Consider the following 16,116-nt stretch of genomic DNA (forward strand, 5'->3'; position numbering starts at 1 on the left):
GCGGCGGGCGGCGGGCGGCGGGCGGCGGGCGGAGGCACGACGCCTGCCGCGCCGGACGCCGCACTAAAGGCGGCGATTTCCATCGGCGGCGGCGGAATCGGCCGCGGTGCCCGGCGTGTGCGGCGGCGGAATGACCAGCCGGGCGGCGCCCGGTAACCGGCAATGTAAAGGAGTCCTGCGGTAGATCGAATATGACCGGTGAAATGTCCGGGCGCGGCGGGGAAATCGGCGCCGGCCGGCCCCCGTCCGCCGCCGGCCGGCCGGCGCAACAAGCCCGGCCGGGCCGGGCCCACGACCCGGTGAGGTCAGGCCGGAACGGCACTTGTGGCCATTTGACAACACCCGTAACACTGGCCACGAATAATCACTTGAGAGGTGGTCCGTAACTGGGCACGGATCCGGGTAGCCGGAAGGCGACGCTCGGCCCTTACCCTGGTCAAGGCGGGTAAACCCGCAGGTGCACACGCAACCGCACCCCTGGCGGGCCTCCGGTCCGAAAACCCCGGCGTTATAGGCGTTTTGTCGTGTTTGCATCCGTTTGTCCGATGTATTACTCTGACTGGACTCCCAGCACGGGACGCGCCCATTGCCGACTCCCCCGTGCACCAGGAGCACGCGCGGCCGGTCCGCTGCGGAGGGGTCCCTCTCCCGCCGAGCCGTGCGACCGCCGAGTCCGCGCGTCACGCGCGAAGCCGGGGACCCAACTCCTCTGGGGTGAATCAGGAGCGCCGTTCCCACGGGCGCCCCTGTAGGGCGACTTCCAGGCCCGAACCCGTCAGCTAACCCGGTAGGCGGATTGGAAGAAGGAGTCCCCTTTGTCAATGTTCATTCATCGACTTCTGGACGCCCCGAAGAAGCATCTGAAGGCCTGCGCCTTCGGCGGTCTGCTCGTCGCCCAGATCGTCGCGGGCACCACGCTGGCCGCCCGCGCCGACACCGCCGCCGACGACCCGCTGACCAGGATCGCGGGCGCCGAGGCGAGCCAGGCCAAGGACTTCGCCCGCTCCCACACCTCCGCGGGCAAGGTGTCGGCCAACACCCTGCTCGCGCTCGCGCGCAGCCAGGTGGGCATCGCCGAGAACGCCGCCGGCGGCGGCACCAAGTTCCACAGCTGGTACATGAGCCACCCCCGGGCCGTCCAGACGGTGGCCAGGGACGGCGGCTCGGTCGCCGGGTTCGCCAACGCGGCCTGGTGCGACATGTTCGTCTCCTGGGTCGGCACCCAGCTCGGCCTGCAGGACACCGTGGGCGTCGACGCCTACACGGTCGAACACGCCAAGTGGTTCGCGGCGCAGGGCCGCTGGGGCACCGCGGCCCGCCCCGGCGCGGTGGTCTTCTTCGGCTGGAACGGCGGCAAGGGCTTCTACGACATCGACCACGTCGGGTTCGTGCTGCGCGACAACGGCGACGGCACCATCCAGACCGTCGAGGGCAACACCGACAACGGCCGGGTCGAGATCCGCGAGCGCGAGGTCGCCAAGGTCGTCGGCTACGGCTACCCCGCCTACGCCGCCTGACGGGCTTCGGCCGGGTGCTCACCGCCCGGCCGGCGGCCGGCCGGCAGCCGGCCGCCCCACCCATTCGTGCCGTACGGCCGGCCCCACACCCCCGGCCGTACGGCACCCCTTTGCCCACTGATCACCCGGTTTCGGATGGTCCGCTACGCCGTGCTGACGCCCACAGTGATGCGTGCTCAGATGATTTGCGCCCTCTGCGGCCAAGCTGTGGGAGCGCTCCCAATGGCCAGGTAGCTGGATTTTCGGGCGTTACGTCCCATTCGTTGCTTCTAACCACCCCAGGAGTAACAGTTAGGTTTCGGCGTATTGACGCAGCACTCACAGATCGGGGACTCTTCGTGGGAGCGCTCCCAAATCTGATCGCGAGGCTCTACCCTCGCTGGATCCAGAATGCGGGATCCAGCACATCGCGGGGCCCGACTGTCGGGGCCGGCCCTCGATGCACCTCCCAACGATCGGGCAACCACCTGAGAGGGGTCCGGAATGATGAACAAAATGCGCCGCGGCAGGATGCTCGCGGTCGCATCGGTGATGACCGCCGCGCTCGGCGTCTCCGCGGCGTGCGGCAGCGACGAGCCGGCGAACAACGCCGGCGGCTCGTCCTCCGCGCCGGCGGAGAAGATCACCCTTACGCTGCAGACCTTCGGCGGCGGCACCAACTTCGGCTACAAGTCGGCCGTGGAGAAGTGGAACGCCGATCACCCGAATATCCAGGTCAAGTACAACAACCTGACCGACAGCTTCGAGAACGTGTACTGGCCGCAGATGCTGCAGTGGCTGCAGTCGGGCACCGGCGCCGGTGACGTCGTCGGCATCGACGAGGGCGGCATGGGCCTGGCCAAGGCCCGCCCGCAGTTCTTCACCGACCTCGGCGAGTACGGTCTCGACAGCCGCAAGGCCGACTTCCCGCAGTGGAAGTGGGAGAACGGCATCAACAGCGACGGCAAGCTGTTCGCGCTCGGCACCGACGTCGGCGGCATGAGCATCTGCTACCGCACCGACCTGTTCAAGAAGGCCGGCCTGCCGACCGACCGCGAGGAAGTCTCCAAGCTGTGGGCCAGCGGCGGCTGGGAGGACTTCATCAAGACCGCCAAGGACTTCCAGGGCAAGGTCAAGGACGCGAAGTTCGTCGACAGCGTCAACACCATCTACAACGTGGTGCTGGCGCAGGAGGCCGCCAAGAACGGCAACGTGACCTACTTCGACAAGGAGCAGCAGCTCATCGTCGACAAGAACCCGGCCGTCAAGACCGCGTTCGACTTCGCCCAGCGGGTGAGCAAGGAGGGCCTCACGGCTAAGCTGCAGAACTTCACCGACCCGTGGAACACCGGCTTCGTGAAGTCGCAGTTCGCCACCCTGGGCTGCCCGGGCTGGATGCTCGGTGTCGTCTCCGGCACCGCCGGTGACAAGTTCAAGGGCAAGTGGGACGTCGCCACCGTGCCCGGCGGCGGCGGCAACTGGGGCGGCTCCTGGCTCGCGGTGCCCAAGCAGAGCAAGCACCCGAAGGAGGCCGCGGAGCTGGCCAGCTTCCTGACCAGCCCCGAGGCGCAGCTCATGGCGTTCAAGGAGGGCAACAACCTGCCCAGCACCCTGCCCGCGCAGGAGAACCCCGAGCTGCTGAGCGTGAAGAACGAGTACTTCAACGACGCGCCGATCGGCGAGATCTTCGGCCCCTCCATCAAGGCGCTCCAGCCGATCTTCCTCGGTGAGAAGCACGCCCAGGTGAAGGCCGCGGTCGAGCAGGTCGTCATCGGCATGGACCAGGGCGCCGTCCCCTACGGCGAGGCGTGGACCAAGTTCGTCGAGGCGGGTCAGAAGGCGGCGGGCTGACCGTCCCCATGATCTCACCGGCCCGTCGAGGCGATCCCACGGCGGGCCGGTGACCCCAACCGGTGATCGGCGGCAGCGACGCGCTGCCGCCTTCACGACCGAATACCGAAAGGTAGACCGTTGACCCTCTCCCCGCGCTCCCCGCGGAGACGACCGGGGCGCCCCGCTCCGGCAGGGCCGGAGGCTCGCGGTTCCCACCACCGGCCGGCGGCCCACCGGCCGCCGGCGACGCCTCGGCGCCGATGCCCGGCGGCGCCGCAGCCGCCCGGTGGACCGACCCCGCAGCGCAACCAACGAAAGAAGGAGAGTGGGGCGCCCGGCCCGCGGCCCCCGGCCGCCGGCTCCGCCCCGGACTTCCGATGAGCGTCAACGTCCGCGCCCACCGTGCGGATCCCGCGCCTCCCCCGCCTCGGCCGGGGCGCCACCATTCGGGATCCTCACGTCGCTACTGGTCCCAGCTCGACCTGAAAGCCACTCCTTACTTCCTCATCTCGCCCTACTTCATCCTCTTCGCGATCTTCGGCCTCTTCCCGCTCGTCTTCACCCTGTGGGTGTCGATGCACGACTACGAGCTCGCCGGCGGGGACGCGAAGTTCACCGGGCTGGAGAACTACACCAACCTGCTGGCCGACGGTGACTTCTGGAACGCCGTCATCAACACGGTCGGGATGTTCGTCCTGGCGACGCTTCCGCAGCTCGTCATCGCCCTCATGCTGGCCAACGCCCTCAACAAGAGGCTGCGCGGCCGGCTGTTCTTCCGTCTGGGGGTCCTGCTCCCGCTGGTCACCTCGGTCGTGGCGGTCGCGGTGGTCTTCACCCAGCTCTACGGCCGCGACTTCGGTCTGATCAACTGGGTGCTCGGCTTCTTCGGCGTCGAGAACATCAACTGGCAGAACGCCAAGTGGTCGTCCTGGGTCGCCATCGCCAGCATGGTCGACTGGCGCTGGACCGGCTACAACGCGATCATCTATCTGGCCGGCATGCAGACGATCCCGCGCGACCTGTACGAGGCCGCCTCGATCGACGGCGCCACCCCGCGCAAGCAGTTCTGGAGCATCACCCTGCCGATGATCCGGCCCACGATCATCTTCACCGTGTTCGTCTCCACCATCGGCGGCCTGACGCTGTTCGCCGAGCCGGTCATGTTCGGCAACGGCCGGATGGACGGCGGCAGCACCGGCCAGTTCCAGACCATCGCCATGTACATCGTCAAGCAAGGCTTCCGGGACTTCGACTACGGCTACGCCGCCGCGGCGGCATGGCTGCTGTTCATCCTGATCCTGATCGGTGTCGCGATCAACTATTCGTTCGTCCGCCGGATCGGGGGCAGCAAGTGAGCGCCGCAACCTACGCGCAGCACCGGGCGCCGGCCCGCAAGGGGAGGCGGGATCCCTTCCGGGCCACCCCGCTGACCAAGGCCGCGCTGATCATCACGGTGATCGCGTCGATCTTCCCGCTGTACTGGATGATCATCATCGCGTCGCGGACCAACACCGACGCGGTCGAGGTGCCGCCGCCGCTTCTTCCCGGCGGCAACCTCGGCGAGAACGTCCAGCGGGTGCTCAACACCGAGGACGCGCACTTCCTCGCCGGTCTGGTGAACTCGCTGATCGTCACCAGCACGGTGACGCTGTCGGTCGTGATCATCTCGACCTTCGCCGGGTTCGCCTTCGCCCGGCTGCGCTTCCGCGGGCGCAACCTGCTGCTCGGCTCCATCCTCATCACCATGATGGTGCCGCTGCAGCAGATGGGCATCGTCCCGCTCTATCAGCTCATGGTGAGCCTCGGCTGGGTCGGCACGCTGAAGGCCGTCATCCTGCCGTACCTGCTCAACGGGTTCGGCGTCTTCATGATGACGCAGTACACCGACCAGGCGGTGCCCGAGGAACTGGTGGAGGCCGCCCGGGTGGACGGCGCGTCCACGCTGCGCATCTGGTGGAACGTGATCCTGCCGGCCGTCCGGCCCGGCATGGCGGTGCTGGCGCTGCAGACGTTCATGCTGAACTGGAACGAGTTCATGTGGCCGCTGATCGTCCTGACCCCGGAGAACCCCACGGTGCAGGTGTCGATCAGCTTCCTCACCGCGGCGCACACCACCGACTACGTGCTCATCTTCACCGGCACGGCTCTCTCGGTACTACCGCTCATTGTCGTTTTCGTCGCGTTCGGCCGGCAGATCGTCGGCGGACTCATGGAAGGTGCGGTCAAAGCGTGACAACGCAGCAGACTCAACCCGAGACCCAAGTCCCCACCCTGCCCTTTCCCAGCGGGTTCGTCTGGGGCGCCGCCACCTCGGCGTACCAGATCGAAGGCGCCACCGGGGTGGACGGGCGCGGCACCTCGATCTGGGACACCTTCGTCCGGCAGCCCGGGCGGGTGCTGAACGGGGAGAACGCCGACGTCGCGATCGACCACTACAACCGGTACCGGGACGACGTGGCGGTCATGGCGCGGCTCGGGCTGACCGCCTACCGCTTCTCGGTCTCCTGGCCGCGGATCATGCCGGACGGCGCCGGGCGGGTCAACCAGGCCGGCCTGGACTTCTACCGCCGGCTGGTCGACGAGCTGCTCGAGAACGGCATCGACCCCTGGCTCACGCTGTACCACTGGGACCTGCCGCAGGCGCTGGAGGAGGCCGGCGGGTGGCCCGAGCGGGACACCGCCCACCGGTTCGCCGACTTCGCCGCCACCGTGCACGAGGCGCTCGCCGACCGGGTGACCAACTTCAGCACCGTCAACGAGCCCTGGTGCGCGGCCTTCCTCGGGTACGCCTCCGGCGAGCACGCCCCGGGCCGGCGGGAGCCGGCGGCCGCCGTCCGCGCCGCCCACCACCTCAACCTGGCGCACGGCCTGGCGGTCCGGGCGCTGCGCGCCCAGAACGCGGCCACCAGGATCGGCGGCTCGGTCAACCTGTACGCGGTGAGCCCGGCGACCGAGGACCCGGCGGACCTGGAGGCCGCCCGGCGCATCGACGGCCTGCAGAACCGCTTCTTCCTGGACGCCCTGCTCAAGGGCGCCTACCCGGAGGACGTGCTGGACGACCTGAGCCAGATCACGTCGTTCGACTTCATCCGGGACGGCGACATGGACGTGGTCGCCAGCCCGTTCGACATCCTGCTGGTCAACTACTACAGCCGCTTCACCGTCTCGGGTAAGCCGGGTGGCGCCGCCTCCGCCGCCGCGGCGCCCACCGGGGCCGGTTCCCCGTGGCCGGGCAGCGAGCACATCTCGTTCGTGAACGGCGGGCGGCCGGTCACCTCCATGGGCTGGGAGATCGACGACAGCGGCCTGTACGAGGTGCTGGAGCGCGTCGCGCGCGACTACCCGAGCATCCCGCTGGTCATCTCCGAGAACGGCGCCGCGTTCGAGGACGTGGTGGCCGACGGCGCGGTCGACGACCAGGAGCGCCTGGCCTTCATCGAGGCCCACCTGCGGGTCTGCCATGCCGCGATCGAGGCCGGTATCCCGCTGAAGGGATATTTCGCCTGGTCGCTTATGGACAACTTCGAGTGGGCGTGGGGTTATGGCAAGAGGTTCGGACTGGTCCACGTGGACTACCAGACCCAGCGCCGGACGCCCAAGGCCAGTGCCTTCTGGTACGCCGACACGATCCGGCGGGGCGGCTTGAACGGTCCGGCAGAATAAGGTCGGACGTCAGGAGGGGGCACCACATGATCGGGGACCGCCGTTCGGGAGCGCGACCGACCCTTGAGGCCGTCGCCGCTCGCGCCGGGGTCGGCCGGGGCACCGTCTCGCGTGTCATCAACGGCTCGCCGAAGGTGAGCGACAAGGCCCGCGAGGCCGTGCAGCAGGCGATCGACGAGCTCGGCTACGTGCCGAACCGGGCGGCGCGCACCCTGGTGACCAAACGCACCGACACCATAGCGCTGGTGGTGTCGGAGTCGGAGCAGCGCATCTTCGACGAGCCGTTCTTCGCGGGCATCATCCGCGGCATCGGCCTGTCGCTGTCGGAGACCGGGCTGCAGCTCATCCTGACGATGGCCCAGTCGCGCACCGAGCACGACCGTCTGGAGCACTACCTGACCGGGCAGCACGTCGACGGCGTACTGCTCATCTCCCTGCATGGTGCCGATCCGCTGCCCGGCCGGCTGGAGGACATGGGCGTACCCACCGTCCTCGGTGGCCGGCCCGTCGGTTTCACCCCCTACAGCTACGTCGACGTCGACAACCGGGCCGGTGCCCGGCAGGCCGTGAAGTACCTGCTCGCCAAGGGCCGGCGGCGGATCGCCACCATCGCCGGCCCGCAGGACATGGGCGTGGGTGTCGACCGGCTGGCCGGGTACCGCGACGCGCTGCTGGCCACCGGGCTCCCCGAGATCGTGGAGTACGGCGACTTCAGCGAGGGCAGCGCGGTGGAGGCGATGGAACGGCTGCTGGCCGGCCATCCCGACCTGGACGCGGTGTTCGCCGCGTCCGACGCGATGGCCTGCGGCGTGCTGCGAGTGCTGAAGGACCATGGCAAGAACGTCCCCGGCGAGATCGCGGTGATCGGGTTCGAGGACTCGGCGATCGCCCCCCAGACGGTGCCGCCGCTGACCAGCGTGCACCAGCCCACCGAGGACATGGGCCGCCAGATGGTCCAGCTGCTGGTGGCCCGGATCAACGGCGAGCGGCTGCAGCAGCCGGTCGTCATATTGGACACCCATCTGGTCGAGCGCGGCTCGGCCTGATCCGGCCGGCGACCCGGGCGCCCCGTGCGGGCACCCGGGTCGCCGCGTGCCCGGCCCATCCCACCTCCAAGGAGGAGACCGTGCCAGACCAGTCCTTCCCGGACGATTTCCTGTGGGGAGCGGCCACCTCGGCCTACCAGATCGAGGGCGCCGCCGACGAGGACGGGCGGAGGCCGTCCGTCTGGGACACCTTCGCCGCCGTCCCCGGCAACGTCCGCGACGGTGACACCGGCGCCGTCGCCGCCGACCACTACCACCGGGCGGCCGAGGACCTGGACCTGATGGCCTCCCTCGGGCTGCGCGGCTACCGGTTCTCCATCGCCTGGCCGCGCGTGCAGCCGCACGGCGGCGGCCGGCCGGACCAGCGAGGGCTCGACTTCTACCGGCGCCTGGTGGACGGGCTGGCCGAGCGGGGCATCCGGCCGATGGCGACCCTGTTCCACTGGGACCTCCCCCAGGCGCTGCAGGACGCGGGCGGCTGGGAGAACCGGGACACCGCCGCGCGGTTCGCCGACTACGCCGAGATCGTCTTCGACGCGCTGGAGATCCGCGACTGGCTCACGATCAACGAGCCCAAGACCGTGGTGGACTGCGGGTACCGCCTGGGGATCCACGCGCCCGGCGTGCGCGACGACGCCCGGGCGTTCGTCGCGCTGCACCACCTGCTGCTCGCGCACGGGCAGGCGTCACGGGTGCTGCACGAGCGCCACCCCGGCCGCCGGATCGGCCCGGCGCTCAACCTGCACCCGACCTACCCGGCCGAGGACACCCCGGAGGCGGCCGAGGCCGCCCGTCAGCGGGACGGGCTGGAGAACCGGCTCTACCTCGATCCCATCCTCACCGGCGCATACCCCGAGGACACGCTGGCCTGGATCGCCGAGCGCAGCCCGATGCCCGGCCACATCCGGGACGGCGACCTCGCCGTCATCTCCGAGCCGATCGACCTCATAGGCGTGCAGTACTACAACCCGATCTTCGTGGACGCCAAGGGCGAACGGGTGCACCTGCATCCGACCGCGCAGCTCGACTGGCTGGAGATCTACCCCCGCGGCCTGTACGACGTGCTGACCCGGCTGGCGGCCGACTACCCGCCGGTGCCCCTGGTCATCACCGAGAACGGCATGGCGGCGCCGGACGAGCGCGGCCCGGACGGCCGGGTGGACGACCCCGAGCGCGTCGCCTACCTGCGTGACCACATCGCCGCGGTGCGGGACGCGATGGCGGAGGGCGTGCCGGTGGAGGGCTACCACGTGTGGTCGCTGCTGGACAACTTCGAGTGGGCCGAGGGGTACTCGGCCCGATTCGGCATCGTGCACGTCGACTTCGCCACCCAGACGCGCACCCCCAAGACCAGCGCCCTGTGGTACCGAGATCTGATCGCGAGCGGCCGCCTGTCCTGACCGCGCTGTCCTGACCGCGCTGTCCTGACCGCGCTGTCCTGACCGCGCTGTCCTGACCGCGCTGTCCTGACCGGGCCACCGCGGCCGCTCGCCGTCGGCACCGGCGTGCCCTGCCTGGAAGCGCTCCCACCTGAGCCGCGTAGGCATCTTCCCAGGTGAGAGCGCTTCTCGGCTTGCGCTAGCGCAAGCATGCCCGCTCGTCAACCCGGCGCGGCGCCCGGGGCCGGCCCGCACCACGACGGCCGGCCGCGCGCCGGGCGGCCGTCGTGCCTTCGCGCGGCGGTCCGGGTCCGGGCCGCCGGGCGAGGTGCGGTTTCGGGCCGGGGACGCCCCGGAGCCAGGCGTCCGTACCCGATCTTTCCGACCCGCCGATTGACGCGCCCGGCCGGCAGGCTCTAGCTTGTGGCGCTATGGGAGCGCTCCCACCTGCTGCTCACGCCTCGGCCAAATTTTGATCACCGGGCGGTCACGGTGGATGATGGAGCGCCGTCAGCCGGATGTGAGCACCGCATCCGCCGAATTCACCCCGTTGATCGAGAGGATGCCCCCGTGCCTCAGTTCGTGCTCCGTGGTGGCGGGTACCACGCCGAGATAACCGAAGCAGGCGCCGCGCTGCGGGTGCTGAGGCACGGTTCGCGCGATCTGGTGGCCGACTGGCCGGAGGGCGGGCCCGTCCCCCACTACAGCGGCACGCTGCTCGCTCCCTGGCCCAACCGGGTGGCCCGTGGGCGGTACACCTTCGCCGGCGAGCCGCTGGAGGTGCCGGTGAACGAGCCCGAGCGCGGTCACGCCCTGCACGGGCTGGTGGCCTTCGCCCCGTGGGAACTCGTGGAGGTGCCGGCCGGCGACGGCGACCGCGCGTTCGTCCGGCTCGCGCACACCATCGAGCCGACCCCCGGCTACCCGTTCCGGCTGGCGCTGCAGGTCCGCTACGCGGTCGGGCCGGACGGCCTGACCACCACCCTCACCGCCGAGAACGTCGGTGACGGGCCCGCTCCCTACGGCTGCGGCCCGCACCCCTGGCTGATCGCCGACGCCGGCCAGGAGGCCACCTGGCGGCTCGGCCTGCCCGCCGAGCGGGTGCTGCGCACCGACGAGGTCCTCATCCCCACCACCCTGGAGCCGGTGGCCGGTACCACCTACGACTTCCGCACCCCCCGCCCGCTCGGCGACACCTCGCTGGACGAGGCGTTCACCGGTCTGGCCGCCGACGCCGACGGCCTGGCGCGGGTGGCGGTGACCGGCCCGGCCGGCGGCGTGGAGATCTCCTGGGATCCGCAGGTCCTGCCGTGGGTCCAGGTGTGCACGGGCAGCGGGTTCGGCCAGCGGGGCCTGGCGGTCGAGCCGATGACCTGCCCACCGGACGCCTTCAACTCCGGAACCGACGTCATCGTGCTCGCACCCGGCGACAAGCATGAGGCGGCCTGGACCATCACCGCCCGCTGAGCCATGGCGCCGCGGCCCGGCGCGCCGGCCCGCCCCCACCCAGAAAGACTTTCATAACGATGGAGAGCAAGACCAAGCGCCGGCTGACCACGGCGCAACTGGAGGAGCTGATCCTCGAGGCGACGGGCACGGGGGTGACCTCGACAGAAGAGCTCACCGACGGGTTCGCCAACGCGGTGTGGCGGATCGCCCTGGCCGACGGCCGCCAGGTCGTGCTGAAGGCCGCCCCGCCGCCGGATCTGCCGCAGCTCCGCTACGAGCGCGAGCTGCTGCGCACCGAGGCCATGGTGTACCACCTGGCCACCCCGGCCGGGGTGCCGCTGGCCCGGCTGCTGCACTCGGCGTTCGACCACCCCCGGCTGGGCGGCGACTTCCTGGTGCTGTCCGCGCTGGACGGGGTGCCCTGGAACCAGGCCACCGGCCTGTCCGACGCCGACCAGGCCGCGCTGCGCCACGAGCTGGGCGCCCACCTGGCCCGCCTGCACACCATCCCGGGCGAGGGCGTCTTCGGCTATCCCTACGCCGGGCTCACCGGGCCCACCTGGCGCGACGCGTTCCTGGTCATGACCGGCGCCCTGCTGGACGACGCCGTGCGGTACGAGACCACGCTGCCCTGCTCGCTGCTGGACATCGCCGCGGCCGTCCACGGCGACGCGCACCTGCTGGAGGAGGTGACGGCCCCGGTGCTGGTGCACGCCGACGTCTGGCCGGGCAACGTGTTCCTCACCCCGCCGTCGGCCGGGCGGCCGCGCATCCAGGCGATCATCGACCTGGAGCGCGCCTTCTGGGGGGATCCGCTGGCCGACTTCGTCACTCCGACGATCTTCGGCGAGCTGCGGGAGGACGATCCGATCGTCGCGGGCTACCGGCAGGCGGGCGGCGTGCTCGAGTTCACCCCGCAGGCCAGGCGGCGGGAGGCCATGTACCGCGTCTACCTCTACCTGCTGATGCTCATCGAAGAGACGCCGCGGGGGTACCCCGAGGAGTCCTACCGGCGGATCCGCGACCTGTCCACCGAGGGCCTGACGCAGAGCCTGGCGTATCTCAGGCAGCGCTGAACCCTCCCCGGCCGCCGCGGCCGTCCCGCGCGCACGCAGCGGTGGCCGAGCGGCCGGGACAGCCGGCGACGCGCGGGGAGCGCCGCCCAGGGACCGGGTCCCCGGACGGCGCGAGTCGCGGCCCGCACGTCAGGCCCGGTTCTGGTGGTTGTGGCCGCCGGCCACCAGCCGGTCGGACTCCCGCTGCCCCGGCACCGCCGGGTGCGGCTGCGTGCTCGTCCCGGCGGGCTCGGCATCGCGACGCTCGGCGTCCCGGCTCAGGACGTCGCGGCGCTCGGCACGGTCGTCCACACCGTCACCGTCCCGGTCGTGCGCCGGCCCGGCGGGAGCCGTCGCGACCGGCGCGGACTTCTCGGTCCGCTCGTCGGCCAGCCGCTGCTCCAGGCGGCGCTTCTCCTCCTCCAGGCGCGCGACGCGGTCCCGGGTCTCCATCCGGGCCTCGCGCAGCTTGCGGCGCTTGGCGCCCGAGCGGCGCATGCCCGCGGCCAGCGCCATGAGGCCGATCAGGAAGACGGCCGCGGTCGCCGCCCCGGCCAGGAAGAGCTCCAGCCGGCTCAGCTCCAGCGTCCGGTCCAGTACCGTGACCGTCGACACGGCACCGGCGGCGCCGTCGTTGGCCACCGCCACGACCGCCGCGCCGGCGAGCACGATCAACAGCAGGCCCAGCACGATCATGTGACCTCCCAGGTCGCCTCCATACGCCCCTCCGCGGGGCCCGACACCCGACTGCCCCCGGCGGCGCGGGGTATTCCTCCGCGGGGCCGCCGGTGCCGGGATTCCGGGTCCGCGCGCCCGCCCGCCGCCGCGCGGATCGTACGGTGGTCGTAGCAGGCGCGCCCGCGAGCCGGGGCGCCGATCATGACGGGTGGTGACGATGCCGATCACGCCTACCGCCGGCGACCGGCCGGCCACCTGCGTCATCGCCGGCGGCGGCCCGGCCGGTGCGATGCTGGCGCTGCTGCTGGCCCGGGCCGGGGTGCCGGTCACCCTGCTGGAGAAGCACGCCGACTTCCTGCGCGACTTCCGCGGCGACACGATCCACCCCTCGACGCTGGAGATTCTGGACGAGCTGGGGCTGGGCCCGGCGTTCGACCGGCTGGCGCCGCGCCGGGTCGAGACCCTGTCGATCCGGCTGGACGACGGGGTGGTCCGGGTGGCCTCGCTGCGCCGCCTGCGGTCCCGCCACCCCTACATCGCCTTCGTCCCACAGTGGGACTTCTTGACCATGCTCACCGAGGCGGCCCGGCGCCATCCCACCTTCCGGCTGATCATGGAGGCGGAGGTCACCGGCCTCATCCGCGAGGGCGGCGCGGTGCGCGGCGTGCGCTACCGCGACCGCGACGGCGAGCACGAGCTGCGGGCGGCGCTCACGGTGGGGGCCGACGGGCGCCACTCGGCGGTGCGCCGGGCCGCCGGGCTCGCGCCGGTGGAGTTCGGCGCGCCGATGGACGTGGTGTGGTTCCGGCTGCCCCGCGAGGAAAGCGACCCCGACGAGGCCTTCCTGCGGCTGTCGGCGGGGCGGTTGATGGTCGCCATCGACCGCGGATCCTACTGGCAGCTCGCCTACGTCATCCCCAAGGGCGGCTTCGGCGCGCTGCGGGACCGCGGTGTCCAGGCGCTGCGGGCGTCGGTGGGCGAGCTCCTTCCCTTCCTCGCCGGGCGCACCGGCGCGCTGGCCGGGTTCGAGGAGGTGGGAATGCTGCGGGTCCGGCTGAACCGGGTGCATCGCTGGCACCGGCCGGGACTGCTGCTGATCGGCGACGCCGCCCACGCGATGTCCCCGGTGTTCGGCATCGGGATCAACCTGGCCGTGCAGGACGCGGTGGCCGCCGCCAACCTGCTCGCCGGGCCGCTGCTGGCCGGCCGGGTCCCCGAGTCGGCGCTGCGGGCGGTGCGACGCCGCCGCGCCGCGCCGACGGCGATCACCCAGTTCGTCCAGCAGGTGGTGCAGGACCGGCTGATCAGACCGGCGCTGGACGCCGCGGCCCGGCCGCCGCGGCTGCCGCGCGACCTGGCCGGCCTCCCGGTCGCCGGCGCCCTCATCCGCCGGTTCATCGGCCTCGGCGTCCAGCCCGAGCACGTCCGCTCACCGCGGGCCCGGCAGGCCGGCACTCCCCCGCGATGCTGATCGCGGCCCGCCCGGGAACCCCGGCGGGACCGGGATCGGACCGGAAAGCGGCTACCGCGCACCGGGAAAGCTTTCTCAGCCTGTGGACACGGTCTCGGTGGCACCGGCATCGGTGCAATAACCTTGGTCCGTGAGCGCCGAACCCATAGATCTCGATTCGTGGCGGGACCTTGCCGCCGCCCAGCAACCGGACTGGCCGGACCGCTCCGCGCTCGAGGCCGTCGTCTCCGAGCTGCAGGGCCTGCCGCCGCTGGTCTTCGCCGGCGAGTGCGACGAGCTGAAGGACCGGATGGCGGCCGTCGCCCGCGGCGAGGCCTTCGTCCTGCAGGGCGGAGACTGCGCCGAGACCTTCGCGGGCGCCACGGCGGACAACGTCCGCAACAAGCTGAAGACCCTGCTGCAGATGGCCATCGTGCTCACCTACGCGGGCCGGGTGCCGGTGGTGAAGATCGGCCGGCTGGCCGGGCAGTTCGCCAAGCCCCGGTCCAAGCCGACCGAGATCCGCGGCGGCGTCGAGCTGCCCGCCTACCGCGGCGACATGGTGAACGGCTTCGACTTCACCCCCGAGTCCCGCCGCCCCGACCCGGCCCGGCTGCTGCGCGCCTACCACTCCTCGGCGGTGACCCTCAACCTCACCCGGGCCTTCACCAAGGGCGGGTACGCCGACCTGCACCAGGTGCACGCCTGGAACCAGGACTTCGTGGCCGAGTCGCCGGCCGGCCGGCGCTACGAGCAGCTGGCCCGCGAGATCGACCAGGCGCTGGCGTTCATGCACGCCTGCGGGGCCGACCCCGACGAGTTCCACACCGTGGAGTTCTACTCCTCCCACGAGGCGCTGATCCTGGACTACGACCGGGCGCTGACCCGGATCGACTCGCGTACCGGGCTGCCCTACGACGTGTCGGCGCACATGGTGTGGATCGGCGAGCGCACCCGGCAGCTCGACGGCGCCCACGTGGACTTCTTCAGCCGCATCCGCAACCCGATCGGGGTCAAGCTCGGGCCGACCACCAGCCCCGAAGAGGCGCTCACCCTGATCGAGCGGCTGAACCCGGCCAACGAGCCGGGCCGGCTCACCTTCATCTCCCGGATGGGGGCCTCGCGGGTGCGTGACGCGCTGCCTCCGCTGGTGGAGAAGATCCGGGCCAGCGGCGCCCAGGTGGCCTGGATCTGCGACCCCATGCACGGCAACACCTTCGAGGCGCCGAGCGGGCACAAGACCCGGCGGCTGGACGACGTGCTGGACGAGGTGGCCGGCTTCTTCGAGGTGCACCGCGCCCTCGGCACCCACCCCGGCGGCATCCACATCGAGTTCACCGGCGACGACGTCACCGAGTGCGTGGGCGGCGGGCACCCGATCGTCGAGGAGGACCTGGCGCTGCGGTACGAGACCGCCTGCGACCCGCGGCTGAACCGCGGCCAGTCGCTGGACCTGGCCTTCCGGGTGGCCGAGCTCTACCGCTCCGCCTGACCGGCCGGGCCGGCGGCGCGGGCCCTTCAGGCGGGGCCCCCGCGTCGCCGGTCACCGCCAACGGCGTCAGGGACGCCGGCCGTCCTCCGGGCCCTCGGCCCGGCCGGAGTCGATGTCGGCCGCGATCTCCTTGCGGATCGACTCCATGTCCAGCGCGCGCACCTGGCCGATCAGGTCCTCCAGCGCGGCCGGGGGCAGCGCGCCGGGCTGGGCGAAGACCACGATGCCGTCCCGGATCGCCATGATGGTCGGGATCGAGCTGATCTCGAAGCCCTCGGCCAGGCCGCGCTCGGCGTCGGTGTCGATCTTGCCGAACTTGATGTCCTCGTGCTTCTCGGACGCCTTTTCGAAGACCGGCGCGAAGGTGCGGCACGGCCCGCACCAGGAGGCCCAGAAGTCGAGCAGGACGATCCCCTCGTCGGCGATCTCGTTGAAGTTGCTCTCTGTCACCGCGATGGTCGCCACTGGTGGTCCCCTCGTCTCGTCGCTTGTCTCGTCGATCGAGACAACCACCTTCCCACGCCGCGCATTCCTGGGCTGTGTCTATTGGCGCGCGCTCCGCGCGCTGCGTTCGG

General features: G+C 71.3%; 13 protein-coding genes and 1 riboswitch. Of the genes, 11 read left to right on the top strand and 2 right to left on the bottom strand.

The genetic code is table 11. The features are described from left to right. Nucleotides 1-655: 655 nt before the first annotated feature. A riboswitch (cyclic di-AMP (ydaO/yuaA leader) is annotated at nt 656-808 on the top strand. 13 nt (nt 809-821) lie between these two features. The 9 genes from Sru01_RS11260 (at nt 822) to Sru01_RS11300 (ending at nt 11,942) form a co-directional block, all read left to right on the top strand. Continuing rightward, nucleotides 822-1,517, top strand: coding sequence for a CHAP domain-containing protein (locus Sru01_RS11260; RefSeq protein WP_203984076.1), 696 nt, complete (start codon nt 822-824; stop codon nt 1,515-1,517). Between the two features lie 495 nt (nt 1,518-2,012). Continuing rightward, nucleotides 2,013-3,347, top strand: coding sequence for an ABC transporter substrate-binding protein (locus Sru01_RS11265; protein WP_239137289.1), 1,335 nt, complete (start codon nt 2,013-2,015; stop codon nt 3,345-3,347). 359 nt (nt 3,348-3,706) lie between these two features. Continuing rightward, on the top strand, nt 3,707-4,684 hold the full coding sequence (locus Sru01_RS11270) for a carbohydrate ABC transporter permease (RefSeq protein WP_203984078.1): 978 nt from the start codon (nt 3,707-3,709) through the stop codon (nt 4,682-4,684). Next, nucleotides 4,681-5,562: a carbohydrate ABC transporter permease gene (locus tag Sru01_RS11275; protein ID WP_239137291.1), complete on the top strand. Its 882-nt coding sequence runs from the start codon at nt 4,681-4,683 to the stop codon at nt 5,560-5,562. The genes Sru01_RS11270 and Sru01_RS11275 overlap by 4 nt, the downstream gene beginning before the upstream one ends. Next, on the top strand, nt 5,559-6,992 hold the full coding sequence (locus tag Sru01_RS11280; RefSeq protein WP_203984080.1) for a GH1 family beta-glucosidase: 1,434 nt from the start codon (nt 5,559-5,561) through the stop codon (nt 6,990-6,992). The genes Sru01_RS11275 and Sru01_RS11280 overlap by 4 nt, the downstream gene beginning before the upstream one ends. Nucleotides 6,993-7,018: 26 nt before the next feature. Further along, nucleotides 7,019-8,038, top strand: coding sequence for a LacI family DNA-binding transcriptional regulator (locus Sru01_RS11285; RefSeq protein ID WP_203984081.1), 1,020 nt, complete (start codon nt 7,019-7,021; stop codon nt 8,036-8,038). A gap of 80 nt (nt 8,039-8,118) precedes the next feature. After that, complete coding sequence (locus Sru01_RS11290) at nt 8,119-9,438, top strand: GH1 family beta-glucosidase (protein ID WP_203984083.1); 1,320 nt, start codon at nt 8,119-8,121, stop codon at nt 9,436-9,438. Between the two features lie 549 nt (nt 9,439-9,987). Then, on the top strand, nt 9,988-10,884 hold the full coding sequence (locus Sru01_RS11295) for an aldose 1-epimerase family protein (protein WP_203984085.1): 897 nt from the start codon (nt 9,988-9,990) through the stop codon (nt 10,882-10,884). A gap of 59 nt (nt 10,885-10,943) precedes the next feature. Beyond that, nucleotides 10,944-11,942, top strand: a complete 999-nt coding sequence (locus Sru01_RS11300; protein ID WP_203984086.1) for a phosphotransferase family protein — start codon at nt 10,944-10,946, stop codon at nt 11,940-11,942. A gap of 129 nt (nt 11,943-12,071) precedes the next feature. On the opposite strand, the gene Sru01_RS11305 is transcribed toward Sru01_RS11300, so the two are convergent. Next, nucleotides 12,072-12,617, bottom strand: a complete 546-nt coding sequence (locus Sru01_RS11305; protein ID WP_203984087.1) for a hypothetical protein — start codon at nt 12,615-12,617, stop codon at nt 12,072-12,074. Nucleotides 12,618-12,816: 199 nt separating this feature from the next. On the opposite strand from Sru01_RS11305, the gene Sru01_RS11310 reads away from it, so the two are divergent. Then, nucleotides 12,817-14,070, top strand: coding sequence for an FAD-dependent oxidoreductase (locus Sru01_RS11310; protein WP_203984088.1), 1,254 nt, complete (start codon nt 12,817-12,819; stop codon nt 14,068-14,070). Nucleotides 14,071-14,200: 130 nt separating this feature from the next. Next, a complete protein-coding gene (locus Sru01_RS11315; RefSeq protein ID WP_203984089.1) occupies nt 14,201-15,541 on the top strand; it encodes a class II 3-deoxy-7-phosphoheptulonate synthase in 1,341 nt (446 codons plus the stop codon). A gap of 66 nt (nt 15,542-15,607) precedes the next feature. Here the strand turns inward: Sru01_RS11315 and trxA are convergent, their stop codons facing one another. After that, nucleotides 15,608-16,006 (bottom strand): thioredoxin, encoded by a 399-nt coding sequence (gene trxA / locus Sru01_RS11320; protein ID WP_203984090.1) that lies wholly within the window; start codon nt 16,004-16,006, stop codon nt 15,608-15,610. Between the last annotated feature and the right edge of the window lie 110 nt (nt 16,007-16,116).

Source organism: Sphaerisporangium rufum, from assembly GCF_016863395.1.
Classification (GTDB): domain Bacteria; phylum Actinomycetota; class Actinomycetes; order Streptosporangiales; family Streptosporangiaceae; genus Sphaerisporangium; species Sphaerisporangium rufum.